The 22,966-nt window shown below is 62.9% G+C and carries 23 protein-coding genes; 18 read left to right on the top strand and 5 right to left on the bottom strand.

Annotated elements, in window-relative coordinates; genetic code table 11:
- Nucleotides 1–129: 129 nt before the first annotated feature.
- The 3 genes from mobA to D0B32_RS16990 all read right to left on the bottom strand — a co-directional run bounded on the left by mobA (nt 130) and on the right by D0B32_RS16990 (nt 5,385).
- Entirely contained in the window at nt 130–744 is a 615-nt protein-coding gene (mobA, locus tag D0B32_RS17000; protein ID WP_117335145.1) for a molybdenum cofactor guanylyltransferase MobA, read from the bottom strand.
- A 31-nt stretch (nt 745–775) separates the two neighbouring features.
- Nucleotides 776–1,885 carry a GTP 3',8-cyclase MoaA gene (gene moaA, locus D0B32_RS16995; protein ID WP_117335144.1) on the bottom strand — a complete coding sequence of 370 codons (1,110 nt, stop codon included), beginning with the start codon at nt 1,883–1,885 and terminating at the stop codon, nt 776–778.
- Between the two features lie 158 nt (nt 1,886–2,043).
- Complete coding sequence (locus tag D0B32_RS16990) at nt 2,044–5,385, bottom strand: Rne/Rng family ribonuclease (protein ID WP_117335143.1); 3,342 nt, start codon at nt 5,383–5,385, stop codon at nt 2,044–2,046.
- Nucleotides 5,386–6,118: 733 nt separating this feature from the next.
- Here D0B32_RS16990 and D0B32_RS16985 point away from each other — a divergent pair.
- The 4 genes from D0B32_RS16985 to D0B32_RS16970 are packed head-to-tail and all read left to right on the top strand — an operon-like array spanning nt 6,119 to nt 9,196.
- A complete protein-coding gene (locus tag D0B32_RS16985; RefSeq protein ID WP_117335142.1) occupies nt 6,119–7,144 on the top strand; it encodes an RluA family pseudouridine synthase in 1,026 nt (341 codons plus the stop codon).
- Nucleotides 7,137–7,796, top strand: a complete 660-nt coding sequence (locus tag D0B32_RS16980) for an HAD-IIIA family hydrolase (RefSeq protein WP_117335141.1) — start codon at nt 7,137–7,139, stop codon at nt 7,794–7,796. The genes D0B32_RS16985 and D0B32_RS16980 overlap by 8 nt, the downstream gene beginning before the upstream one ends.
- The gene (locus D0B32_RS16975; protein ID WP_117335140.1) at nt 7,793–8,185 is read left to right on the top strand and encodes a Rieske 2Fe-2S domain-containing protein; all 393 of its coding nucleotides are present in this window, start codon (nt 7,793–7,795) and stop codon (nt 8,183–8,185) included. Before D0B32_RS16980 ends, D0B32_RS16975 begins: the two co-directional genes overlap by 4 nt.
- An 18-nt stretch (nt 8,186–8,203) precedes the next feature.
- Nucleotides 8,204–9,196: a S49 family peptidase gene (locus tag D0B32_RS16970; RefSeq protein ID WP_117335139.1), complete on the top strand. Its 993-nt coding sequence runs from the start codon at nt 8,204–8,206 to the stop codon at nt 9,194–9,196.
- Between the two features lie 128 nt (nt 9,197–9,324).
- Here D0B32_RS16970 and D0B32_RS16965 read toward each other — a convergent pair whose 3' ends face one another.
- Both D0B32_RS16965 and D0B32_RS16960 read right to left on the bottom strand, forming a co-directional pair.
- A complete protein-coding gene (locus D0B32_RS16965) occupies nt 9,325–10,044 on the bottom strand; it encodes an SAM-dependent methyltransferase (protein WP_117335138.1) in 720 nt (239 codons plus the stop codon).
- Nucleotides 10,041–10,658: a Maf-like protein gene (locus D0B32_RS16960; RefSeq protein WP_117335137.1), complete on the bottom strand. Its 618-nt coding sequence runs from the start codon at nt 10,656–10,658 to the stop codon at nt 10,041–10,043. Before D0B32_RS16960 ends, D0B32_RS16965 begins: the two co-directional genes overlap by 4 nt.
- A 253-nt stretch (nt 10,659–10,911) precedes the next feature.
- Here D0B32_RS16960 and D0B32_RS16955 point away from each other — a divergent pair, with 253 nt between their 5' ends.
- The 14 genes from D0B32_RS16955 (at nt 10,912) to D0B32_RS16890 (ending at nt 22,775) form a co-directional block, all read left to right on the top strand.
- Nucleotides 10,912–11,556 carry a DUF177 domain-containing protein gene (locus D0B32_RS16955; RefSeq protein ID WP_117335136.1) on the top strand — a complete coding sequence of 215 codons (645 nt, stop codon included), beginning with the start codon at nt 10,912–10,914 and terminating at the stop codon, nt 11,554–11,556.
- Between the two features lie 99 nt (nt 11,557–11,655).
- The gene (gene rpmF, locus D0B32_RS16950) at nt 11,656–11,835 is read left to right on the top strand and encodes a 50S ribosomal protein L32 (RefSeq protein ID WP_007741736.1); all 180 of its coding nucleotides are present in this window, start codon (nt 11,656–11,658) and stop codon (nt 11,833–11,835) included.
- Nucleotides 11,836–12,007: 172 nt separating this feature from the next.
- Nucleotides 12,008–13,114: a phosphate acyltransferase PlsX gene (gene plsX, locus D0B32_RS16945; RefSeq protein ID WP_117335135.1), complete on the top strand. Its 1,107-nt coding sequence runs from the start codon at nt 12,008–12,010 to the stop codon at nt 13,112–13,114.
- Nucleotides 13,114–14,103, top strand: a complete 990-nt coding sequence (locus tag D0B32_RS16940; protein ID WP_117335134.1) for a beta-ketoacyl-ACP synthase III — start codon at nt 13,114–13,116, stop codon at nt 14,101–14,103. Before plsX ends, D0B32_RS16940 begins: the two co-directional genes overlap by 1 nt.
- Nucleotides 14,104–14,212: 109 nt before the next feature.
- Nucleotides 14,213–15,145: an ACP S-malonyltransferase gene (gene fabD, locus D0B32_RS16935; protein ID WP_117335133.1), complete on the top strand. Its 933-nt coding sequence runs from the start codon at nt 14,213–14,215 to the stop codon at nt 15,143–15,145.
- 110 nt (nt 15,146–15,255) lie between these two features.
- Nucleotides 15,256–16,005: a 3-oxoacyl-ACP reductase FabG gene (fabG, locus tag D0B32_RS16930; protein WP_117335132.1), complete on the top strand. Its 750-nt coding sequence runs from the start codon at nt 15,256–15,258 to the stop codon at nt 16,003–16,005.
- Between the two features lie 153 nt (nt 16,006–16,158).
- Nucleotides 16,159–16,398: an acyl carrier protein gene (acpP, locus tag D0B32_RS16925; protein ID WP_004197638.1), complete on the top strand. Its 240-nt coding sequence runs from the start codon at nt 16,159–16,161 to the stop codon at nt 16,396–16,398.
- A 342-nt stretch (nt 16,399–16,740) separates the two neighbouring features.
- Nucleotides 16,741–17,979 carry a beta-ketoacyl-ACP synthase II gene (gene fabF / locus D0B32_RS16920; protein WP_117335390.1) on the top strand — a complete coding sequence of 413 codons (1,239 nt, stop codon included), beginning with the start codon at nt 16,741–16,743 and terminating at the stop codon, nt 17,977–17,979.
- Between the two features lie 16 nt (nt 17,980–17,995).
- Nucleotides 17,996–18,475 carry a protein YgfX gene (locus tag D0B32_RS33110; RefSeq protein ID WP_310591200.1) on the top strand — a complete coding sequence of 160 codons (480 nt, stop codon included), beginning with the start codon at nt 17,996–17,998 and terminating at the stop codon, nt 18,473–18,475.
- A 101-nt stretch (nt 18,476–18,576) separates the two neighbouring features.
- Nucleotides 18,577–19,176: an RNA polymerase sigma factor RpoE gene (rpoE, locus tag D0B32_RS16910; protein ID WP_117335131.1), complete on the top strand. Its 600-nt coding sequence runs from the start codon at nt 18,577–18,579 to the stop codon at nt 19,174–19,176.
- An 82-nt stretch (nt 19,177–19,258) separates the two neighbouring features.
- The gene (locus tag D0B32_RS16905) at nt 19,259–19,882 is read left to right on the top strand and encodes a sigma-E factor negative regulatory protein (RefSeq protein WP_117335130.1); all 624 of its coding nucleotides are present in this window, start codon (nt 19,259–19,261) and stop codon (nt 19,880–19,882) included.
- A 4-nt stretch (nt 19,883–19,886) separates the two neighbouring features.
- Nucleotides 19,887–20,930 carry a MucB/RseB C-terminal domain-containing protein gene (locus tag D0B32_RS16900; RefSeq protein ID WP_117335129.1) on the top strand — a complete coding sequence of 348 codons (1,044 nt, stop codon included), beginning with the start codon at nt 19,887–19,889 and terminating at the stop codon, nt 20,928–20,930.
- A gap of 37 nt (nt 20,931–20,967) precedes the next feature.
- Entirely contained in the window at nt 20,968–22,515 is a 1,548-nt protein-coding gene (locus D0B32_RS16895) for a DegQ family serine endoprotease (protein WP_117335128.1), read from the top strand.
- Nucleotides 22,512–22,775, top strand: a complete 264-nt coding sequence (locus tag D0B32_RS16890) for a glutaredoxin family protein (RefSeq protein WP_117335127.1) — start codon at nt 22,512–22,514, stop codon at nt 22,773–22,775. Before D0B32_RS16895 ends, D0B32_RS16890 begins: the two co-directional genes overlap by 4 nt.
- Nucleotides 22,776–22,966: the final 191 nt, after the last annotated feature.

Below are 22,966 nucleotides of genomic sequence, written 5' to 3'. Positions count from 1 at the left end.
GACAGGATGCGTCGGTCGAGGCGGTCGGCCTGATCCGGTGGGCCGCAGACGGCGGTCGCATGAGGACGCGGTTGCCGCTGTGCGACGGGAGCAGGACTTCGGCCAGGGCCGGGGCGCCGATCATTCTATTTACGGTCGCTCTAGCCCGGCAAGTTCTTGCAAAGAATTGATATTGTAAAACGTGCGCTCGTCCGGAAAGGCGACTTCCACCGTCTTGTGGCGTGCGTACCACGCGCGCACCTTGCGTTCGCCCGCGTCCAGAAAGGCCGCGAGGTCGTCCGCGAGAGAGGTGCGCAGCAGGGCGAAAACGGGGTGAATCGAGGGCGTGCCGTGGCTGTCGCGAGTGGTGACGGTCGCGATGTCGGCGCCATGCGTGGCCAATGCCTCTGAGAGACGGGCGGCGAGATCGTCCGGCAGACCCGGCGAGTCGCATGGTGCGCTCAGCACGAACTCGGTGCCGGCGGCGCGCAAGCCGGCCAGCAGGCCGGCGAGGGGTCCGGGGAATCCCGGCAGCGTGTCGGCCACGACCCTCGCGCCATAGGGTGCGGCCAACTCGGCGTACGCCGCGGTGTTGCGATTGGCGCTGATGAGGAGCGCGCCGGTTTGCGGGGCGAGCCGTTTTATCACGTGGGCGGCGAGTGGCTCGCCATGCAGCCGTTGCAGACCCTTGTCGACTCCGCCCATGCGGGTGCCGCGCCCGCCGGCGAGGACGAGGCCGGTGATCTGCGCAGGCGTCGGGCTCATGGGCAAGGTAGCCGGGGATGGAGAGACGGCATCAACCGCCGATGTACGACATCTCGACGCGCGGTTCATGCGCTGCCTGTGACGCGTCAGCGCCGCTACCGCGCAGCTGCGAGTAGCGGTCGGTGCGGGCCTGCCAGATGTGGGCGAGCGCGGAGGCAATCGCCGCGTCGTCCGCACCGTTGCGCAGCAGCGTACGCAGATCGTGCCCGGCGGAAGCGAACAGGCACAGGTACAGCTTGCCTTCCGTGGAAAGCCGGGCGCGTGTGCAGCTTGTGCAGAACGCGCGCGTGACGCTGGAAATCACGCCGATCTCGCCGCTGCCGTCCGCGTAGCCCCAACGTTGCGCCGTTTCCGACGCGCTATGGGCTTCGAGCGGCACGAGCGGAAAGTGCTCGTCGATGCGTGCAATCACTTCTGCGGACGGCAGGACTTCGGCCATGTTCCAGCCGTTCGAGGTGCCCACGTCCATGTATTCGATGAAGCGCAACACCGTGCCGGTGCCTTTGAAGTGGCGCGCCATCGGCACGATTTCCATGTCGTTGGTGCCGCGCTTGACCACCATGTTGACCTTCACCGGCGCGAGGCCGACCGCGTGGGCGGCGGCGATGCCTTCGAGGACGTCATCGACCGCGAAATCGGCGTCGTTCATGCGGCGGAACAGCGTGTCGTCGAGCGCGTCGAGGCTCACGGTGACGCGCGTCAAACCAGCGTCCTTCAAACTGCGCGCCTTGCGGGCGAGCAGCGAGCCGTTAGTGGTGAGCGTCAGATCGAGCGGGCGACCTTCGGGCGTTTTGAGGCGCGCGAGGTGATCGATCAGGAATTCGATGTTTTTGCGCAGCAGCGGCTCGCCGCCGGTCAGACGGATTTTCTCGACGCCGTGCGCCACGAACAGGCTCGCGAGCCGGGTGATTTCCTCGAAGCTCAGCAGCGCGCTGTGCGGCAGGAACGCGTAATCCTTATCGAATACCGCGCGCGGCATGCAGTACACGCAGCGGAAATTGCAGCGATCCGTCACCGAGATGCGCAAGTCGCGCAGCGGACGCGCAAACGCGTCGCTCAGCACGCCACTTGGCGTCTGCAACGGGCCGGAGAAAACCGGCACGGCGCTGACATCGGCAACAGGAATGACGCGTCGGGACATGGATTGCTTCTTGAGGGCTCAGACATTCATTCTAACGGAACGCCCCGAGCCTCGTAGTGGGGCGAATACCCTCACGGGTATAACAAAAAGCCCGCCTTCAGTGACCTGACGGCGGGCTTTTCGTACGACCGGGCCGCTAGACGCGGCCGGCGTGTGGCTTACTGCTGGTGCTTCGCCGTCTCGACCTGTTGCATCGGGGCGGTGTCCGTGGGCGGGAGCGCCTTACGCTCGCGCGGCACGCGGGCCGGTTTGACGGCCTGTCCAGCGGCTTCCTGCGCGGCGCGCAGCTTGTCGGCATCGGTGTTCACCCAGATCAGGCCGGCGCTTTCCAGCACCGGCTTGAGAGCTTCCGCCGACAGACCGCTGCCGGCGGCCGGGCGGACCGGAGCCGGAGCGGTTTCAACCGGCGCCGGCGTCACGGCCGGTTGCGCTGCCGGCGCTTCGGCTTGCGGGGCCGCTGGCGCAGCGACGGGTTCGACAACAGGCGCTGTCTCGACCGGCGCGGCAACCTGTACTGCCGGTGCGACTTCGCTGACAGGCGCGTGAGCCGCGGCGTGCTCGGCTGCCGCCCGTTCGGCGACGACGGGCGCAGCGACTGCCGGTTCTACCGCTGCCGGCGCATGAACCGGTGCTTCGACCGCAGGCGTGGCAAAGGCAGGTGCAACCGGTGCCGCAGCAGCTTCGCTGATAGCAGGTTCCGCCGGGGCTACTGGCTGATGAGCGGGTGCGAAAGGCTCAGCCGGAGCAAACGTCGGCTCAGCTTGTGCGAACGCCGGTGCTTCGGTCGGTGCTTCAGTCCGTGCTTCAGTTGGTGCTTCAGCCACCGGCGCCGTTTCGACCGGCACCAGCGTTTCCGTGGTCGCAGCCTTCTCCGCAGCCAGAACCGGCGTTTCGGTTGCAGCATGCAGTTCGGTCACGACGGCGGTTTCCGTAGCAACGGCTGCGACGACGACTTCAACCGGTGCCGCAGGGCGCGGCTGTTGTGCCGGAGCCTCGGATACCACACCGACCGTTTCGTTTTCGACGCTCGCACTTTCCCCACCGGCGTTTTCTGCACCGCCAGCGCCCGTCACGCCTTCTTCTTCACGCTCACGACGGCCACCACGACGACCGCGACGGCGACGACGACGCTCTTCGCCCTCACGTGCCACGGCTTCCTGATCGCCCGGTGCGCCACCTTCGACGCCCGGTTGACCTTGCGCCTGATTCAGCAGCTCGGTCTGGTTTTCGTCCAGGCCCAGCGCTTCGGCGTTTTCCGGTTGCTGCTTGCGACGCGGTTCACCACGCTCGCTGCGGTCGCCACGTTCACGGCGCTCGCCGCGTTCCTGACGCTCGCCACGCGGCGCGCTTTCCAGTGCATCGACGCGTTCAGCGCGCTCTTGGCCACGTTCACCACGGCCTTCACGCCCTTCGCGCGGCTCGCGACCCTCACGCGCCTCACGGCCGCCACGCGGTTCACGCGCTTCGCGGTTCTCGCGTGCTTCACGCGGCTCACGGGCCTCGCGCGGTTCGCGGCCTTCACGCGGCTCGCGGTTATCCCGCCCTTCGCGTTCCTCGCGACGCTGCGACGGCTGACCCTGACGGCCGCCCACCGCTGCGCCTTCGCCACGCGGTGCGCCATCGCGCCCGCTTGCGCCGCCACGACGGTTGCGGTTGCGGTCGCCACCACGCTCGCCGGTGCGCTCACCGCGCTCCGGACGATCGCCGCGAGCCGGACGCGCCGGCTTTTCGACGACAGCCGGGGCCGCCGGTGCCGGAGCAGCCGGCGCCATGCCAAACAGGTTCTTCAGCCAGCCAATGAAGCCACCGCCAGCCGGCGTGACTGCGACAGGCGCAGGCGTAGCCGGGGCAGCCGGACGAACCGGCGCGCTCGGCGCCGGCTTCTCGGGCGTGATGCCCTTCACGGCGGCTTCCTGCTTCGGCTTCACTTCCTCGGTGCGCTTGCTGTAACCGGTTTCCGATTCCAGCTCGCGGGCCGCTTCTTCGGCCATCTTCCACGAAGCGCGTGGATCGTCGAGACGCGCATCGTCGTGACGCAGACGCTCGAGCTTGTAGTGCGGCGTGTCGAGGTGCTTGTTCGGGATCAGGACGACATTGACCTTGAAACGTGACTCGATCTTGTTGATTTCTGCACGCTTCTCGTTCAGCAGGAAGGCGGTCACTTCGACCGGCACCTGGCAATGGATCGCCGCGGTGTTTTCCTTCATCGCTTCTTCCTGAATGATCCGCAGCACTTGCAGTGCGGACGATTCGGTATCGCGGATGTGGCCCGTGCCGTTACAGCGCGGGCAGGTCACGTGGCTGCCTTCCGACAGGGCCGGACGCAGACGCTGACGCGACAGTTCCATCAGGCCGAAGCGCGAGATCTTGCCCATCTGGACGCGGGCACGGTCGTGCTTGAGCGCGTCTTTCAGACGTTGCTCGACTTCACGTTGGCTCTTGGCCGATTCCATGTCGATGAAGTCGATCACGATCAGGCCGCCCAGGTCGCGCAGGCGCAACTGGCGGGCTACTTCGTCGGCGGCTTCGAGGTTGGTGCGCGCGGCGGTTTCCTCGATGTCGGCGCCCTTGGTGGCGCGCGCCGAGTTCACGTCGATCGCGACCAGCGCTTCCGTGTGGTCGATCACGATGGCGCCGCCCGAGGGCAGCGGCACGGTGCGCGAGTACGCGGTTTCGATCTGATGTTCGATCTGGAAGCGCGAGAACAGCGGCACATCGTCGTGATACCGCTTCACCTTGCTGACATTATCCGGCATCACGATATCCATGAAGGCGCGGGCCTGATCATGGATTTCGGTGGTGTCGATGAGGATTTCGCCAATATCCGGCTGGAAATAGTCGCGAATCGCGCGGATCACCAGGCTCGATTCGAGATAAATCAGCATCGGCTGGCCGGCCGAGCCGCTTTGCGACGCGGCTTCGATGGCGCGCCACAGTTGCATCAGGTAGTTCAGGTCCCACTGCAGCTCTTCGGCGGAGCGGCCGATGCCGGCCGTGCGCGCGATGATGCTCATGCCTTCCGGCAATTGCAGTTGCGCCATGGTTTCGCGCAGTTCCTGGCGGTCGTCGCCTTCGATCCGGCGCGAAACGCCACCGCCGCGCGGGTTGTTCGGCATCAGAACGAGATACCGGCCGGCGAGCGAGATGAAGGTGGTGAGCGCCGCGCCCTTGTTGCCGCGTTCTTCCTTTTCGACCTGAACGATCAGTTCCTGACCTTCTTTCAGGGCGTCCTGGATACGCGCGGAGCGCATGTCGACGCCGTCACGGAAATACTGACGGGCGACTTCCTTGAACGGCAAGAAGCCGTGGCGGTCTTCGCCGTAGTTGACGAAGCAGGCTTCGAGCGACGGCTCGATGCGGGTGATGATGCCCTTGTAAATATTGCCTTTGCGCTGTTCGCGCCCGGCAGTTTCGATGTCGATATCGATGAGTTTTTGCCCATCGACGATGGCAACGCGCAGTTCTTCCTGCTGCGTCGCATTGAACAACATGCGTTTCATTGAACGGCTCCAGAGCGGCCTGGCCTGCCCACGTCTTTGCGTTTGTTGGACGCAAAAGACGCTTAGGGCAGCGGCATGCCGCGCCTTATTGTGTTTTCACAAGCACGCTGGAGCGGGAAAAATGGCGGGGAGAATTGCCTGAGAGGGCCCGGTCCATCAAAGCTGGACACGGTGCCGCAGGGCACATGCGAACACGGCTTCAAATAACGGCCAGACACGCCGCGGGTGTTTGCCGGCTGACCTGAATGCGCCTTCGTCCACTCGCGCCGGTGCGCCAACTGGGCGCGTGACCGGAGGGTCGAAGGTTGCGGTCAAGCCGCAGCGGGAAGTTCGCGCAGAGGGCGCGTCTTTTCTCGCCGGGGGTGTCTCGCCTCATTTTGACGTCGCCATGTCTTGTACTTTCTACAAGACGCCTTGGGCGCACGCCGTATTTTCGCAACCGGAAGCCTCGTCCTGCCGGGCGTCAAACCGCCCGATACCGAGGCTCGCAGTTAGATTCTTTTTTACCAAAATTCCGTTACCGTCGGAGCTGACCTTGACCGAACGCGCCTGTGGGCGCCGTCCCTGCCGGGTACTGACTCCGTGCGTACGACGTGTTGCATCTCGTTATGCGGGTGAGCAACCAGACCCGGGCGCAAGTAAAATAACTGTTTATCGCTTGCACCTGCGCAATCCGCCGGAATTCCGGACACTGCGCCGGCCGCCGCAGACTGCTGGGCAAATTATATTCAGAATGAAAGAGTTAGGCAAAATATCCCAGAAATCGGTCGCAAGTGACCAGGTCTCGATGATCGAGATCGACGACGGTGCGGCCGGACAGCGCATCGACAACTTCCTGTTGCGCGTCTGTAAGGGCGTGCCGAAAAGCCATATCTACCGCATCCTGCGTAGCGGGGAAGTGCGGGTAAATAAGGGCAGGGTCGACGCGCAATACCGTCTCGAACACGGCGATCTGGTGCGCGTGCCGCCCATTCGCATCGCCCAGGCCAGCGAGGCCGCGCAGGCGGCGCCCGTACCCGCCGCCCATTTCGATATTCTTTTTGAAGATGATCACATGCTGGTCATCGACAAGCCGGCGGGCGTCGCGGTCCACGGTGGCAGCGGGGTGGCGTTCGGCGTGATCGAGCAGTTGCGGGAAGCGCGGCCGCAAGCGAAGTTTCTGGAACTGGTGCACCGGCTCGACCGCGAAACCTCGGGCGTACTGATGCTGGCCAAAAAGCGCGCGGCGCTCGTCAATCTGCACGAGCAGATTCGCGAGAACCGCATGGACAAACGGTACTATGCGGGCGTCCACGGTGAGTGGGCGAGCGACTGGGGGCGCCGCCGGGCCGTCAAGGAACCGCTGCACAAATATTTGACGGCGGACGGCGAGCGCCGCGTGCGCGTCCAGGCAGACGGTTTGGCCTCGCATACAGTCTTCAATCTGGTCAAACGCTGGCCGGACTATGCGCTGCTCGAAGCGGAACTGAAGACCGGGCGCACACATCAGATCCGGGTTCACCTTGCGCATCTGAACCTGCCCATCGTGGGGGACGCCAAATACGGCGACTTCGCGCTGAACAAGGATCTGGCCCGCACGAATGCACGCCCGGGCCTGAAACGCATGTTTTTGCACGCTTATCGGCTCAAGCTCGCGCATCCTGCGACCGGCGCAGTGCTGCAGTTCGAAGCGCCGTTGCCAGCCGAATGCCGGCGCTTTATCGATCAATTAAATGATTTGAATCAAGGGGAAACCCCGGAGACGGACACGCATGGCTAGAGAGCAATTTGATCTGATCGTCTTCGATTGGGACGGCACCTTGATGGATTCCACCGCGCACATCACGCGCAGTATCCAGTCGGCCTGCCGCGACCTGGGATTGCCGGTGCCGGCGGACGAGGCGGCCAGCTTCGTGATCGGCCTTGGTTTGCGCGACGCGTTGCAAATCGCGGCGCCCACGCTCGATCCGTCCGACTATCCGCGTCTCGCGGAGCGTTATCGCTTCCATTACCTGGTGAAGGATCAGACCACCGAGCTGTTCGCGGGCGTCCGCGAAATGCTGCAGGAACTGCGCGAGCAGGGCTATCTGCTGGGCGTCGCGACCGGCAAAAGCCGCGTGGGCCTGAACCGCGCGCTCGATCAGGCGCGTCTCACGAGCCTTTTCGACGGCACGCGCTGCGCCGACGAAACCTTTTCCAAGCCCCACCCGGCCATGCTGCATGAATTGACCCGTGAACTGGGACAAGACCTCGCGCGTACGGTGATGGTGGGGGATACCACGCACGATCTGCAGATGGCGATCAACGCTGGTGCGGCGGGCATTGGCGTCACGTATGGGGCGCATCCGGCCGCATCGCTGACGGCGCTCGAGCCGAAGTTCGTGGCGTCGAGCGTGAGCGCGCTGTCCGCCTGGCTGCGTGAAAACGCATGAGCGACACCGTCATGGAGCCGGTACGGGTCTGCGCCTCGAATGAACTCGTCGACGGCGGCGCCGGCGTGCGGGTCGCGGCAAAGCACGCCGGCGGTGACGCCGTGGTGTTCTTCATCCGCTACGACGGCGCGGCGTATGGCTACCTGAACCGCTGCGCGCACGTGCCGATGGAGCTCGACTGGGCTGAGGGTCAGTTCTTCGAATCATCGGGTTTATACTTGATGTGCGCCACGCACGGCGCAATTTACGCGCCGGACACCGGTAAGTGTGTCGGCGGTCCGTGCCGTGGCGGCAGGCTGCGTCCCGTTCAGGTCGACGAACGGGATACACCGGATGGCCGCGCGGTATTCTGGCTGCCGGACGACGACCTGCGTCCGGTCACTCCCTGACACTTTGATCTGCGACGCATGTCCGACAATCTCACTCCTGATCCGCATCAACCGCGTACGCCCAACCCCTCCAATGAGCCGGGCTGGGAACGCGCCGCGCTCGAACGGATCGCGCTCGCGGCGATCAACGAGCAGCGCGCCGCGCGCCGCTGGAAGATTTTCTTCCGCTTCGTCTTTGTCATTCTGGTGTTGCTGGTAGTGTGGGGCGTGTTCGATTTTTCCGGCGAAAAAGTCGCCACCACGGGGCGCCACACCGCGTTGATCACGCTTGACGGTGAAATCGCCGCAGATACCAACGCGAACGCCGACGATGTCGACTCCGCGCTGGAAAGCGCCTTTGACGACGCGGGTACCGCGGGCGTAATCCTGAGCTGCAATAGTCCGGGCGGCAGTCCGGTGCAGGCGGGCATCATCAACCGGGATATCCGCCGTCTGCGCACCAAGTACCCGTCCATCCCGCTGTACGTGGTGGTGGGCGACATGTGCGCGTCCGGCGGTTACTACGCGGCCGCTGCCGCGGACAAGATCTATGTGGACAAGGCCAGCATCGTCGGCTCGATCGGCGTGCTGATGGACGGCTTCGGCTTTACCGGCTTGATGGACAAACTCGGGGTGGAGCGGCGTCTGCATACTTCCGGTGAGAACAAGGGCTTTTTCGATCCGTTCTCGCCGGAAACGCCGAAGATGGATCAGCATGCGCAGGAAATGCTGGATCAGATCCACCAGCAGTTCATCGACGCCGTGCGTGAAGGCCGCGGCAAGCGCCTGCACGAAACGCCGGACATTTTCTCGGGGCTCTTCTGGACCGGTCAGCAAAGCGTCGACCTGGGTCTTGCAGATGGCTTCGGCGACGCCGACTACGTGGCGCGTGAAATCATCAAGGCTCCGGATATCGTGGACTACACGGTGAAGGAAAGCATCACGGACCGCGTGGCCCGCAAGTTCGGCGCGGCGGTGGGTGGCGCGGCAATGCACGCCATGCTGCTGGGCGGGAAGATGAGTTTGCGGTGAGTTGAGCGCAGGGCCGCGGGCTGGTGCTTTGGGGCACTGGCGCGCGGCCTTTTACGCGGTATTTTGGGTGACCCTTGATGGGGTCCTTCGCGCGGCCCTGCAAACGGCGAGCGGCCGCGCGTGACTCATCAAACTGCCAGCAGCAGAAAAATCGCCGGACGTTTGTGCAGATCCACGGCGGGCGCCTTTTTCCAGTCCGCCACCGACCGGCTCGCGATGGTCTCGCTTTCCAGTGTCAAATCCACCGCAACACAGACAAGCGTCGAAGGCGCGCAGGTCGTGAGCAGCGTGTCGAGCAACGCCTTGTTGCGATACGGCGTCTCGATAAAGATCTGGGTTTGCTTCGCCTTGCGCGATTGCTGTTCCAGATCGCGCAGACGCTTGGCCCGCTCGGCGGCGTCCACCGGCAAATAACCGTGAAACGCAAAGCTCTGGCCGTTCAGGCCAGACGCCATTAGTGCCAGCAGAATCGAACTGGGCCCCACCAGCGGCACGACCTTGACGCCACGCGCGTGCGCCCGTCGCACGAGGAGCGCGCCCGGGTCGGCGACGGCCGGACATCCCGCCTCCGAGACCAGTCCAGCGTCTGTACCCGCCAGCAGCGGCGCGAGCAACTGGTCGATCTCGCCGGCCGGCGTGTTGACGTTGAGTTCGCGAATCTCGATTTCCTGGATGGGCCGCTCCGTACCGACCTTTTTCAGAAAGGCGCGCGTGGTTTTCGCGTTTTCGCCAATGTAGTACTGCAGCGTGGCGGCGCGGGCCCGCACCGGCGCTGGCAGCACCAGATCGAGCGCTTCCGCGTCGCCTTCCCCAAGCGTGTTCGGGATCAGATACAGAGTGCCGCTCATTGCGCCCCCAGAAGTGGAAAACCGGCTGCCAGCAGCATGCGTGTGAGCGCGATCAGCGGCAGGCCGATCAGCGCGGTGGGATCGTCGGATTCGATCGCGTCCAGCAGCGCGATGCCAAGCCCTTCGGCTTTGGCGCTGCCCGCCACATCGTACGGGGTTTCCGCACGCAGATAGGCGTCCAGTTCGGCGTCGGACAGGCTGCGAAAGCGCACTGTCGTGACCACGTCCAGGGTTTGCGCCAGGCCGTTGCGGCTGTCGAACAGGCACAGCGCACTGTGAAACAGCACCTCGCGGCCTCGCATGGCCTGCAGTTGCGCGAGCGCTTTCTCGTGCGAGCCGGGTTTGCCGATCTGCAGGCCATCGTACGTGGCGACCTGGTCGGAGCCGATTACCAGCGCCACTTCGCCCGGCGGGAGCCCCGCGGCCACGGTTCGCGCCTTGGCTTCGGCGAGCCGCAGCGCGGTGGCTTCGGGCGTTTCGCCGGCGTGGGGCGTTTCATCGAGCGCGGGAACGGCGACCTCGAAAGGCACGCGCAGGCGCTCGAGCAGTTCGCGGCGGTAGCGCGAACTGGACGCCAGAATGAGGCGCGGCGGGCGGGAAGGGGTATCCGGCATAGTGAATTCAGGCTGAATAAAAAGCGAAAGAAGGCAAGCCGCACGGTGCTTCGCGAATGTGGGCTTAAGTGTTTGACTCGAAAAGACAAAACGGATATAGTTTTGGGCTTTTCATCGGTATGTGCGGTTGCTACATGCTGCTGCTGGGTACGGTTACCAAGGTTGCCGCGGTTACCAGGCGCGCACGAAGCATACGAAAGCGGTCCGCATGCCGATATACTCCGGCTAAATCCATGCCGACGCAGGAGCGCACATGACTCAACATCCTGGCAAACCTGCAGGTCTCGCCAACCCGCATGATCTCGATCTCTTCGAATTCGCGCGTAGTGGGCGCCAGGCGGCAGGTGTCGTGCGCGTCTCGCAACTGCCGCGCATGTTAAACGAAGTCCCGGCGGAAGCGCCAGATCGCGATACCGCGTTCACCTGGCAGGCCGAAGGGGCAACGCAACCGGAGTTGCAGGACGACGGCACCGAGGGTCCACAGCCTTATTTGAGGCTGGCGATTCACGGGTCGGCGTGGCTCGAATGCCAGCGGTGTCTTACGCCGTATTTGCAGGCGTTCAACGTCGATGCGACTTACCGGATCGTCAACACCGAGGCGGAAGCCGAAGAGTTTCCGCTCGACGAGGATGAAGTCGATGTGATCGTGGGTTCAGGCCATTTCGATCTTATCGACTTGATCGAAGAAGAGTTGCTGCTGAGTTTGCCGTTGGTGCCCAAACACGAAGTTTGCCCTGCCGTGCACGAGTCTCTCGTGTCGGGTGTGGCGGGTGATGAGGGCGAGGGCGACGAAGCCGGCTCGGATGAAGCTGAAGAAGGCGGCGAGCCTGAACGGCCCAATCCGTTTGCGGCGCTCGAATCGCTCAAAAAGGGTGATGCTGGCGGCAAGAAGCACTAGACAGTTGCATAGGAGCACGATGCGGCGCGTTGGCCATCCGGCCAGTGGCGATTGCAGTATCGGGCTGTGTTAGAATTCGGAAAATTTTTAGGAGTTATCATGGCAGTCCAACAAAACAAGAAGTCGCCGTCGAAGCGCGGCATGCACCGCTCGCACGATTTCCTCAACGCAGCGCCGCTGGCTGTTGAGCCGAGCACGGGTGAAGTGCATCTGCGTCACCACGTTAGCCCGAACGGCTACTATCGCGGCAAGAAAGTCGTCAAGACGAAGAACGACTAATCGTTTCATTGCGTTGCGCCCTTCGGCGTTTCGCGTGGCGATCGGCTCGCTTGACATTTTCCTGGCTCAACAGAAAGGCGGCATTTTACTGCCGCTTTTTTGTGTCGATCGCAGTCAGCGTTTTTGCGCTTGCTGCGATCCCATGCAGAGCTCCTGACACTCGTCGCATTCCATGACAGTAAAGCTCACGATAGATTGCATGGGAGGCGACCACGGCCCGTCCGTGACCGTTCCCGCGGCGGTCAGCTTCGTTCGTTCGCATCCCGATGCGCAGTTGATGCTCGTCGGCATCGAAAGTGCCATCCGCGCCCAACTGAAGAAGTTAAAGGCAGAGAACGAGGCCGCACTGGTCGTCATGCCTGCTTCCGAGATCGTCGCAATGGACGATCCGGTTGAAGTCGCGCTGCGCAAGAAGAAAGATTCCTCGATGCGCGTAGCGCTCAATCGTGTCAAGGAAGGTGAGGCGCAGGCCTGCATCTCCGCCGGCAACACCGGCGCGCTGATGGCAGTGTCCCGTTATGTTCTGAAAACGCTCCCGGGCATCGAACGCCCGGCGATCGCGTTCGCGCTCCCCAATCCCACCGGTTATACGATGATGCTCGATCTCGGCGCCAACGTCGACTGCGAGCCGTCGCATCTGCTGCAGTTCGCGGAGATGGGCCACGCGCTCGTCGCGGCGCTGGAAGGCAAGGAGCGCCCCACGATCGGCTTGCTCAACATCGGCGAAGAGGTCATCAAGGGCAACGAGACCATCAAGCGCGCCGGTGAACTCCTACGGGCGAGTACACTGAACTTTCGCGGCAACGTGGAAGGCGATGACATCTATAAGGGCACGACCGACGTCATCGTGTGCGACGGTTTCGTAGGCAACGTTGCGCTGAAGACCTCGGAAGGTCTCGCGCAGATGCTCAACAACATCATCAAGGAAGAATTCGGCCGTTCGTGGCTGACCAAGGTGATGGCGGTTTTGGCGTTGCCCGTGTTGCTGCGTTTCAAAAAGCGTGTCGATCACCGGCAATACAATGGCGCGGCGCTGCTGGGCTTGCGCAGCCTCGTCATCAAGAGCCACGGCTCGGCGGACGCCTACGCGTTTGAGTGGGCGATCAAACGCGGGTATGATGCCGTCAAAAACGGCGTGCTGGAACGCCTTGCGCGGGCAATGGAAGAGAATGCAGGTTCTCTGGAACAGGCGTCGCGCGAGTCAAGCGGCGCGGGCTACGCAAGCCCGATTGCCGGCCAGCCAGCCGAGCCCTACGCTGCGCACTCCTCGAAGGCATAATGGCTGAATCCACAATTTATTCCCGCGTGCTGGGTACCGGCAGTTATCTGCCGCCTGGCCGCATCACCAATCAGGAACTGGCTGACCGTCTCGCGAAGCAGGGTGTCGAGACGAGTGACGAGTGGATCGTGGCCCGCACCGGCATCCACGCCCGCCACTTTGCGGAACCTGACGTCGCCACCAGCGACCTCGCGCTGATTGCCGCCCGTCGCGCCATCGAAGCCGCGGACGTCGATCCGCAAACGATCGATCTGATCATTGTTGCCACTTCCACGCCTGACTTCGTGTTCCCAAGCACGGCGTGTCTGCTCCAGAACAAACTCGGCATCAAGAACAACGGCGCGGCTTTCGACGTGCAGGCTGTGTGTTCGGGCTTTGCCTATGCCGTCGCTACTGCTGACAGCTTCATCCGCAGCGGTCAGCATCGCACCGCTCTCGTGATTGGCGCCGAGACGTTTTCGCGTCTGCTCGATTTCAACGATCGCACGACCTGCGTGCTGTTTGGCGACGGCGCCGGCGCGGTCATCCTCGGTGCGTCCGATCAGCCGGGTGTGCTCGCCAACGCGCTGCACGCGGACGGCAGCCACTCGAACATTCTCTGTACCCCGGGCAACGTCAACGGCGGTGTGATTGCCGGCAGCGCGTTCCTGCATATGGACGGCCAGGCGGTCTTCAAGCTCGCCGTCAACGTGCTGGAGAAGGTGGCGGTCGAGGCGCTTAACAAAGCCGGACTCGCTCCGGAACAGGTCGATTGGCTGATTCCGCATCAGGCCAATATCCGTATCATGCAGAGCACGTGCCGCAAGCTGGGTCTGCCGCAGGAACGCATGGTCGTGACGGTGGGCGAGCACGGCAATACGTCGGCGGCGTCCATTCCCCTTGCGTTTGACGTCGCTGTGCGCGACGGCCGCATCCAGCGCGGCCAGAACGTGCTGATCGAAGGTGTGGGCGGCGGCTTCACGTGGGGCGCGTCGGTCATCCGTTATTGACCCGCTGTGTGTGATGGCGCGTGTGCGCTGTCCGCGGTGAGGTGACGGAGATCGGCTTTCGCACGGGCCGTTCAGCGTCGGCATCTGAATTATCGAATTTGAGGTTGATATGAAATTTGCGTTCGTTTTTCCTGGGCAGGGTTCGCAGTCGGTCGGCATGCTCAACGCGTTTGCCGACCACGCAGTCGTGCGCGAAACGCTTCAGGAAGCCTCCGACGCGCTGGGCCAGGATCTCGGCAAGCTGATCGCCGAAGGTCCGGCAGAAGATCTGAATCTGACCACCAACACCCAACCCGTCATGCTGACGGCCGCTTACGCGGTCTATCGCGCATGGCAGGCGGCGGGTGGTCCGGCGCCGGCCATCGTTGCTGGACACAGCCTCGGCGAATACACGGCGCTGGTCGCCGCTGGTGCGCTGCGCTTTCGCGACGCGGTGCCGCTCGTGCGTTTTCGGGCTCAGGCCATGCAATCGGCGGTGCCGGTCGGTGTCGGCGGCATGGCCGCCATTCTCGGCCTCGATGACGATACGGTGCGCGCGGTGTGCGCGGAAGCAGCCTCGGCGGGCACGGTGGAAGCGGTGAATTTCAACGCACCTGCACAGGTCGTCATCGCCGGTCACAAGGCCGCCGTTGAAAAGGCGTGCGAAATTGCCAAGGCCAAGGGTGCCAAGCGTGCGTTGCCGTTGCCGGTGTCGGCGCCTTTCCATTCCTCGCTTCTCAAGCCCGCATCCGACCAGTTGCGCGAGTATCTCGCCAGCGTCGAATTGCAGGTGCCGCAGATCCCGGTCATCAACAACGTGGATGTCGCCGTGGTGAACGAACCGGCCGCCATCAAGGATGCCTTGGTGCGTCAGGCAGCGGGCCCGGTGCGTTGGGTCGAGTGCGTGCAGGCGATGGCTCAACAGGGCGTTTCGCATGTGATCGAATGCGGCCCGGGCAAGGTGCTGGCAGGACTGACCAAGCGCATTGACGGCAATCTGGTCGGCGCTTCCGTGTTCGATCCTGCTTCGCTCGAAGAGACGCTCAAGCTCGTGACGGCTTGAATGCCGCTTGAGCATCGGTCCTACGCTGCTTGAATGCGCGTAGACGAGCGGCGAGACAAACTGACAAACCAAAAGAATATTCAGCCCTTCGGGGCAATGCGGACTGACAGATGGAAAAGACTCTCGAGAAGCAGATTGCAATCGTGACCGGCGCGTCGCGTGGCATCGGGCGCGCCATTGCGCTGGAACTGGCGCGTCAGGGCGCGACGGTAATCGGTACGGCGACGAGCGAAAGCGGCGCCAATGCGATCACGGAAGCATTCAAGGCCGAAGGCGTGAATGGCCGCGGTGCCGTGCTGAACGTGAACGATGCGGCTGCCGCAGAAGCATTGATTGACGGCACGGTGAAGGAATTCGGTGCGCTGCATGTGCTGGTGAACAACGCGGGCATCACCCAGGATCAGTTAGCAATGCGCATGAAGGACGACGACTGGGACGCGGTGATCGACACCAATCTCAAGTCCGTGTTCCGTTTGTCGCGCGCAGTGCTGCGCCCGATGATGAAGGCGCGTGGCGGCCGCATCATCAATATCACTTCGGTGGTGGGCTCGGCTGGCAATCCCGGGCAAGCCAACTACGCAGCCGCCAAGGCTGGCGTGGCGGGCATGACGCGTGCGCTGGCGCGAGAGATCGGCAGCCGCAATATCACCGTGAATTGCGTCGCCCCTGGCTTTATCGACACCGACATGACCAAAACCTTGCCCGAGGAACAGCAAACTGCGCTCAAGGCTCAGATTCCGCTCGGCCGTTTGGGCAATCCGGAAGACATCGCGCATGCCGTCACGTTTCTCGCCTCGCCGCAAGCGGGATATATCACCGGCACGACGCTGCACGTCAACGGCGGCATGTACATGTCGTAACGGCATTCGGTTATCATCCGCGCCGCGACTCGTTAATTGAGATGGGTGCGGGGATGCCTTGACTGGAACCGTGCGCGCCGCTTTTTTGCAGGGGCAAACCTGATAAAATGCGCGCACCTGTATTTTTGAACTTCTTTTCCCTTGGAGGGGTTAATGGACAATATCGAACAGCGCGTTAAGAAGATCGTCGCAGAACAACTGGGCGTTGCAGAAGCGGAGATCAAGAACGAAGCTTCGTTCGTGAACGACCTCGGCGCAGACTCGCTTGACACCGTCGAACTCGTGATGGCCCTCGAAGACGAATTCGGCATGGAAATTCCGGATGAAGAAGCTGAGAAGATCACGACCGTTCAGCAAGCGATCGACTACGCCCGCGCCAACGTCAAGGCGTAAGGCTATTCGCGCCCGCATCGCTGGGCTGGCTGCGTGTGACGCCCTGTCGCGCCGGCCTCCGGCACCTGCGGGGCTGGCGTTATTGCCAATGGAACTGGCGTTAGTGTCGCCGGTTGCGTTGTCGATGATGCCGCAGCCGGGGTCAGCGGCGCATCTGACCGCGCGTTTGCTCGCGCAGCAAACCATGCCTAAGCACACCGTGCTGCGGCCCGCGCAAGTTTCCGCGCGTTCGTCAGCGCGTTTGTCAGCGCATTTGTCAGGTTAACAGCCACAGGGCTCACAGGTCCGATTCCTGTGATCACTGTGGCTTTTGCTTTTGTCACCTATGAAGAAGAGGTTACCGTGAGCCGTCGTCGTGTTGTTGTTACAGGCCTGGGGCTGATTTCGCCTGTTGGCAATAATGTTGCCGACGGCTGGGCCAATCTGGTCGCCGGCAAGTCGGGCATTGCCAATATCACGAAGTTCGATGCGTCGAATTTCACGACCCGTTTTGCCGGCGAGGTGAAGGGCTTCAATATCGAGGACTACATCCCCGGTAAAGAGGCGCGCCACATGGACACGTTCATCCACTATGGCGTGGCTGCCGGCATCCAGGCGATGCAGGACAGCGGTCTGGAGATCACCGAGGAAAACGCGGAGCGCGTTGGCGTGGTGGTCGGTTCGGGCATCGGCGGTTTGCCGATGATCGAAGTCACCCAGACGGAACTGCTCAATCGCGGCCCGCGCCGTATTTCGCCGTTCTTCGTGCCGGCCTCGATCATCAACATGATCTCCGGGCATCTCTCCATCAAGTTCGGCATTAAAGGTCCGAACCTCGCCATCGTCACCGCGTGTACCACCGGCTTGCATTGCATCGGTGAGGCCTCGCGCCTGATCGAATACGGCGACGCGGACGTGATGATCGCGGGCGGGGCTGAATCCACCGTGTCGCCGCTGGGCATTGGTGGTTTTGCCGCCGCCCGTGCGCTGTCGCAGCGCAACGACGACCCGGCAACGGCAAGCCGTCCGTGGGATAAAGACCGCGACGGTTTCGTGCTGGGCGAGGGCGCGGGCGTCATGGTGCTCGAAGAGTACGAACACGCCAAGGCTCGCGGCGCGAAAATTTACGCCGAAGTCAGCGGCTATGGGATGAGCGGCGACGCCTATCACATGACCGCTCCGGTCGAAGATGGCGACGGCGCGCGCCGCTGCATGCTGGCGGCGCTCAAGAACGCACGCGTGAACCTGGAAGAAGTGAACTACCTGAACGCGCACGGCACGTCGACGCCGCTCGGGGACCTCGCGGAAACCACCGGGATCAAACGCGCCTTCGGTGACCACGCGAAGAGCATGGTGGTGAACTCCACCAAGTCAATGACCGGCCACCTGTTGGGCGGCGCGGGCGGGCTCGAGTCCGTGTTCACGGTGCTCGCCGTGCATCATCAGGTGTCCCCGCCGACCATCAACATCTTCAATCAGGATCCCGAGTGCGACCTGGACTACTGTGCCAACACGGCACGGGAGATGAAGATCGACGTCGCGCTGAAGAACTCGTTCGGGTTCGGCGGCACGAACGGCACGCTCGTCTTCAAGCGCGCCTGAGTCCGGGCCTCACCATTTGACGTCACAACCGTTGCAGGCCGGCGCCGCACCCCAGTGCGGGCCGGCATCATCCACCGGCGCGCCGCTGATCGCCCTGCGGCCGTCCGTGTGGCTGCGCGGTGTCGCCGTGGCGTGCATACTGATCGCAGTCGCGGCAGTTCAAACGACGCTCGGCGCCCGGCTCGGCATGTGGCAGGCAACGCCGGCGGCACTCGCGACGTTTGCCTTGCTGATGCTGGCGGCACGCCGTCATTGGCGTGCCGAACCGGCTTCCCTCAAAATCGGGCCCGATGGCCTCACACTCTGGACCCGCGCAGGCCGTGTCATCGCGCAGGGCCGCATTGCCGGCTTTTCGCAGTGGAGCGGCCGGCTGCTCATCCTGGTGCTCGCGGACGGGTCTGGTCGCTCCCGCCATCTACTGATCGCCGCTGACGCACTCGGCGCCGGCGCATTCCGCGAACTGGCGGTGCTCGGGCGACACGCCAGCCGCGTGTGACTGTAACGACTGTAACCGCTGTTACCTTGGTAACGTGACGCTTTGATGGGGACGCTACAATGGTGCCCCGCCATGCACCCAATAGTTAACGGATTCATCAGGTGAGCGAAAAAGAAATTGATCAGTTGCTGGTTGAACGCGTCCAGAATGGCGACAAGGCGGCGTTCGAGCTTCTGGTCTCCAAATACCACCGAAAGATCCTCCGGTTGATTTCGCGGCTCGTGCGCGACCCCGCTGAGGTGGAGGACGTGGCGCAGGACGCCTTTATCAAGGCGTACCGCGCGCTGCCGCAATTCCGCGGTGAGTCGGCGTTTTATACGTGGTTGTACCGGATTGCGGTCAACACGGCAAAGAACTACCTTGCGACCCAGGGGCGGCGTGCACCTACCTCGACCGAAGCAGATGCTGAAGAAGCTGAAACTTTCTCGGACGCCGACCAACTAAGGGATATCAACACGCCTGAGTCGATGTTGATGAGCAAGCAGATCGCTGAGACGGTCAATGCTGCGATGGCGGTTTTACCGGAAGAGTTGCGCACCGCCATTACTCTTCGTGAAATTGAAGGTTTGAGCTACGAGGAAATCGCTGAGATGATGGGGTGCCCGATCGGCACGGTCAGATCACGAATTTTTCGCGCTCGCGAAGCCATTGCGGCAAAATTGCGACCATTGCTTGACACACCCGAAGGCAAACGCTGGTAATTACCGGCTGGCCGGGCGGGGCAATGGGGCAATATCCAGGTTAGGTGGTGTCACTAGGGGTGTGTGTTAGATGGGGAGCATCATGGGGTCGGTCTCGATGCAATCGCAAGCAAGCTCGCGCGGCGAGCGTCTGTCCGCTTTTGTCGACGGTGAGTTGTTCGGCGAAGAGCATCTGAACAAGTTTATTTCCGGGCTGGATCACGAGGATCGCGCCTCCTGGTCGCAGTACCACCTGATCGGCGACGCGCTGCGTTCCGACGATCTGGCGGTAAGCCCTGCGGCCAGCAATGCGTTCCTCGCCGGCTTCGCCGCGCGTTTCGAGCAGGAGCCGCACGTGCTGGCGCCTGCCGCCATGCCGGTTGCAAAACGTCTGCTGGCGCTGCGTCGCCGCGTCGTGCCGGCGTTTGCCGTGGCTGCGGCGGCTGCCACCCTCACGTGGATCGTCGTGCCGCAGCTGCAAGGCGTGTCGGGCACGCCGGGCATCAGCCAGGTGGCGTCGGTGCAGTCGCATGGGGATGCGGTGCAGCGCGTTGCAATGGCGCCGGTGGCCACCGTGGCGGCCCAGCCTGTGCAGGACGGCAATATCATCCGTGACGCCAGCCTCGACCAATATCTGGAAGCTCATCAGCAGTTCGCGCAACAGCCGGTCATGCCGGGTTCCATGCCGCTGCTTCGCACTACCGCCATGACCACGCAAGGCCAATAGTCTGATGCAGACACTGCGGTTGAATAAAACGACTATATGGGGGCGGCTGCCGGCATTTCTTTTCTGTGCAGCCGTATTGTTGTCCACCGCACCGCGTGTCTTTGCGCAATCTGACGACCCGCTCGTCGCCCGCCGCACCGCGGCGGATTTGCTCAACCGGATCCACCAGGCCGCGCAGCAACAGAACTACGAAGGCGCGTTCGTCTATCAGCGCGGCAACTTCGTGCAGACCTCGCGCATTGTCCATTACGCCACCCGCAACGACGGCGAGTTCGAGCAGCTCGAAAGTCTGGATGGCAAGCCGCGCAAGATGTTGCGTCATAACGACGACATGTACACGTTCATCCCCGAACGGCATTTGTGCGTCGTCGAAAAACGTCAGAACAAGGATTCGTTTCCGGCGCTGCTATCGGCGAGCGGCGACCAGGTGCTGACGGTGTACGAACCGAAGCTGCTCGGCACCGACCGGGTAGCGGGAATCGACAGCGACGTGGTCGAACTCGACCCGAAAGACGCGTTCCGTTTCGCTTACAAACTGTGGGCGGACAAGAAAACGGGCCTTCTGCTGCGCGCACAGACGCTGGACCCGAGCGGCCAGGTGCTGGAGCAGTTATCGTTTTCGCAAATCAGTATTGGCGTACCGGTCGACAAGACCGCAATCGTCAACGGCATTCACAACATCAGCGGCTGGACTGTCGTGCATCCGCCGGTCGAACCGGTGGACATGGAAGCGCAGGGCTGGCAGATCACGCCCAACGTGCCCGGCTTCCACGAGATTCGTGAGCTGCGCCGGCCTATGGCAGCGCAGGATGCGAGCGCGCCGCCCATCCCGGTCGATCAAGCGGTGTTCTCCGACGGGCTGGCCGCGATTTCCATTTTTGTCGAGCCGGTCGAAAACAATACGCGCAAAGAAGGCGCGGGTAGCAATGGGGCGACGCACGTGCTCGTTAAGCGTCAAGGTGATTTCTGGATTACCCTACTTGGAGAAGTGCCCCAGGCCACATTGCAGCAATTTGCGTCTGCCATAGAATATAAGGCTCCCAAGTAGTCCCTGTCATCCTTCGAATCCCTTGGCTCGCTACGATATGACGACTTTCACGGTGCGCAAATTCCTCGCGGCCGCGGTGGTGGCAGTTTGTCTGCCACTGGTACCGCATACGGCGTCGGCGGTTCCCGCAGCCAATCTTCCCGATTTCACGGATCTCGTCGACAAGGTCGGCCCAGCAGTCGTCAACATTCGCACTACCACCCGTGTGTCAGGCAGTAGCAGCCACGGAATGCCGCCGGGCATGGATGACGGCGACATGTCGGAGTTCTTTCGCCGCTTCTTCGGCATTCCCATGCCGCAGCAGCCTGGCACGCCTCCCAGCGACAACAACGGCAATGGCGGCAGTGACAATGGGGGCAGCGGCGGCAGTGGCAGCGGCGGCAGCAGCAGTCAGGACACGCCCGATAACTCGGACTCCGAGCAGAGCAGTGGCGTAGGGTCGGGCTTCATCCTGTCCCAGGATGGCTACGTGATGACCAATGCGCACGTGGTGGACGACGCTGACAATATTTACGTCACGCTAACGGACAAGCGCGAATTCAAGGCGAAGCTGATCGGTGTCGATGACCGCACGGACGTCGCGGTCGTCAAGATCAATGCGGCCAATCTGCCGGCGGTGACGATCGGCGATTCGACCAAAGTGCGCGTGGGCGAGTGGGTGGTGGCGATCGGCTCGCCGTTCGGGCTGGAGAACACGGTGACCGCGGGTATCGTCAGCGCGAAGGGCCGTGATACGGGCGATTATCTGCCGTTCATCCAGACCGATGTGCCGGTGAACCCCGGCAACTCAGGTGGCCCGCTCATCAACATGCAGGGCGAGGTGATCGGCATCAACTCGCAGATCTATAGCCGCACGGGCGGCTTCATGGGCATTTCGTTCGCCATTCCGATCGACGAAGCGATGCGCGTGGCCGATCAGTTGAAGAGCACCGGCAAGGTCACGCGTGGCCGCATCGCCGTGGCTATCGGCGAAGTGACCAAGGATGTCGCCGAATCGCTCGGCCTGCCAACGGCCGAGGGTGCGCTCGTGAGCAGCGTCGAGCCGGGTGGTCCGGCGGACAAGGCGGGCGTGCAGGCGGGCGACATCATCCTGAAGTTCAACGGCCATTCGGTCGATACCGCGACGGACTTGCCGCGTATGGTCGGCGATACGAAGCCGGGCACGAAGGCCACCATTACCGTGTGGCGTAAAGGCCAGACGCGCGATCTGCCGATCACGATCACGGAAATGCAGCCGGACAAGACCGCGAAGGCCGACGAGAAGCAAACTCCGCCGCCGAAGCAGCGCGCCACCAATTCGCTCGGTATTGCCGTTAGCGACATCCCAAGCGATCAGCAAAAGACGCTGAAGGTGCATGGTGGCGTGCAGGTCGATCAGGTGGATGGTCCCGCAGCGCGTGCGGGCCTCGCGAAGGGCGATCTGATTCTGCGTGTGGGCGACACGGACATCTCGAGCGCGAAGCAGTTCGACGAAGTGACTGCCCATCTCGACTCGCAGAAGATGGTGGCGCTGCTCGTGCGCCGTGGCGACAACACGCAGTTCGTCCCGCTGCGTCCGCGTGGCAGCAACTCCTCGCAGAAATGACGCCGGCGGCACCGCTCACGCTGTATGGGCGCGCGTGGTGCCATCTGTGCGACGACATGCGCGTCGCGCTCGAGCCGTTGCTGGCCGAGTTCGACACGCAACTAAACGTGGTGGATATCGACGCGGACCCGCTACTGGAAGCGCGTTATAACGAACTCGTGCCTGTGCTGGTCTGCGATGGTGTCGAGTTGTGCCACTATCATCTGGACGAAGCGCGGGTCCGTGCCGCGCTCAGTGCGCGCGCAGTCCGGCAGGGCTAGCAGCAGATCGGCTCGCGCCGAATCAATGCCGAATTAATGCCGAAGCGTTGCCGAACGAGCGACGCATGCGTGCGGAATACCCTCTGGCGAGGCGCTCTGGTGAGCCGCCTTTCCATCCCCTCCTGCAAGATATGCCGGGCGAGAGCCAATATCGGCTAAAATAGACAGGTTTTTCACCTACTTACAAGGCG

The organism is Paraburkholderia sp. DHOC27, from assembly GCF_003429005.1.
Lineage (GTDB): Bacteria > Pseudomonadota > Gammaproteobacteria > Burkholderiales > Burkholderiaceae > Paraburkholderia.
The sequence above is the reverse complement of the archived record's forward strand: the minus strand, read 5'-3'. Positions and strand labels throughout refer to the sequence as shown.

What these genes read in the sequence shown, in the direction of transcription:
- D0B32_RS16890 (WP_117335127.1), top strand. Translation starts at nt 22,512, where the DNA reads ATGACGCCGGCGGCACCGCTCACGCTGTATGGGCGCGCGTGGTGCCAT.
- D0B32_RS16990 (WP_117335143.1), bottom strand. Translation starts at nt 5,385, where the DNA reads ATGAAACGCATGTTGTTCAATGCGACGCAGCAGGAAGAACTGCGCGTT.
- D0B32_RS16960 (WP_117335137.1), bottom strand. Translation starts at nt 10,658, where the DNA reads ATGCCGGATACCCCTTCCCGCCCGCCGCGCCTCATTCTGGCGTCCAGT.
- D0B32_RS16895 (WP_117335128.1), top strand. Translation starts at nt 20,968, where the DNA reads ATGACGACTTTCACGGTGCGCAAATTCCTCGCGGCCGCGGTGGTGGCA.
- fabD (WP_117335133.1), top strand. Translation starts at nt 14,213, where the DNA reads ATGAAATTTGCGTTCGTTTTTCCTGGGCAGGGTTCGCAGTCGGTCGGC.
- rpmF (WP_007741736.1), top strand. Translation starts at nt 11,656, where the DNA reads ATGGCAGTCCAACAAAACAAGAAGTCGCCGTCGAAGCGCGGCATGCAC.
- D0B32_RS16905 (WP_117335130.1), top strand. Translation starts at nt 19,259, where the DNA reads ATGGGGTCGGTCTCGATGCAATCGCAAGCAAGCTCGCGCGGCGAGCGT.
- D0B32_RS16965 (WP_117335138.1), bottom strand. Translation starts at nt 10,044, where the DNA reads ATGAGCGGCACTCTGTATCTGATCCCGAACACGCTTGGGGAAGGCGAC.
- D0B32_RS16975 (WP_117335140.1), top strand. Translation starts at nt 7,793, where the DNA reads ATGAGCGACACCGTCATGGAGCCGGTACGGGTCTGCGCCTCGAATGAA.
- D0B32_RS16985 (WP_117335142.1), top strand. Translation starts at nt 6,119, where the DNA reads ATGAAAGAGTTAGGCAAAATATCCCAGAAATCGGTCGCAAGTGACCAG.
- mobA (WP_117335145.1), bottom strand. Translation starts at nt 744, where the DNA reads ATGAGCCCGACGCCTGCGCAGATCACCGGCCTCGTCCTCGCCGGCGGG.
- D0B32_RS16940 (WP_117335134.1), top strand. Translation starts at nt 13,114, where the DNA reads ATGGCTGAATCCACAATTTATTCCCGCGTGCTGGGTACCGGCAGTTAT.
- plsX (WP_117335135.1), top strand. Translation starts at nt 12,008, where the DNA reads ATGACAGTAAAGCTCACGATAGATTGCATGGGAGGCGACCACGGCCCG.
- D0B32_RS16970 (WP_117335139.1), top strand. Translation starts at nt 8,204, where the DNA reads ATGTCCGACAATCTCACTCCTGATCCGCATCAACCGCGTACGCCCAAC.
- moaA (WP_117335144.1), bottom strand. Translation starts at nt 1,885, where the DNA reads ATGTCCCGACGCGTCATTCCTGTTGCCGATGTCAGCGCCGTGCCGGTT.
- D0B32_RS16955 (WP_117335136.1), top strand. Translation starts at nt 10,912, where the DNA reads ATGACTCAACATCCTGGCAAACCTGCAGGTCTCGCCAACCCGCATGAT.
- acpP (WP_004197638.1), top strand. Translation starts at nt 16,159, where the DNA reads ATGGACAATATCGAACAGCGCGTTAAGAAGATCGTCGCAGAACAACTG.
- D0B32_RS16980 (WP_117335141.1), top strand. Translation starts at nt 7,137, where the DNA reads ATGGCTAGAGAGCAATTTGATCTGATCGTCTTCGATTGGGACGGCACC.
- D0B32_RS16900 (WP_117335129.1), top strand. Translation starts at nt 19,887, where the DNA reads ATGCAGACACTGCGGTTGAATAAAACGACTATATGGGGGCGGCTGCCG.
- fabG (WP_117335132.1), top strand. Translation starts at nt 15,256, where the DNA reads ATGGAAAAGACTCTCGAGAAGCAGATTGCAATCGTGACCGGCGCGTCG.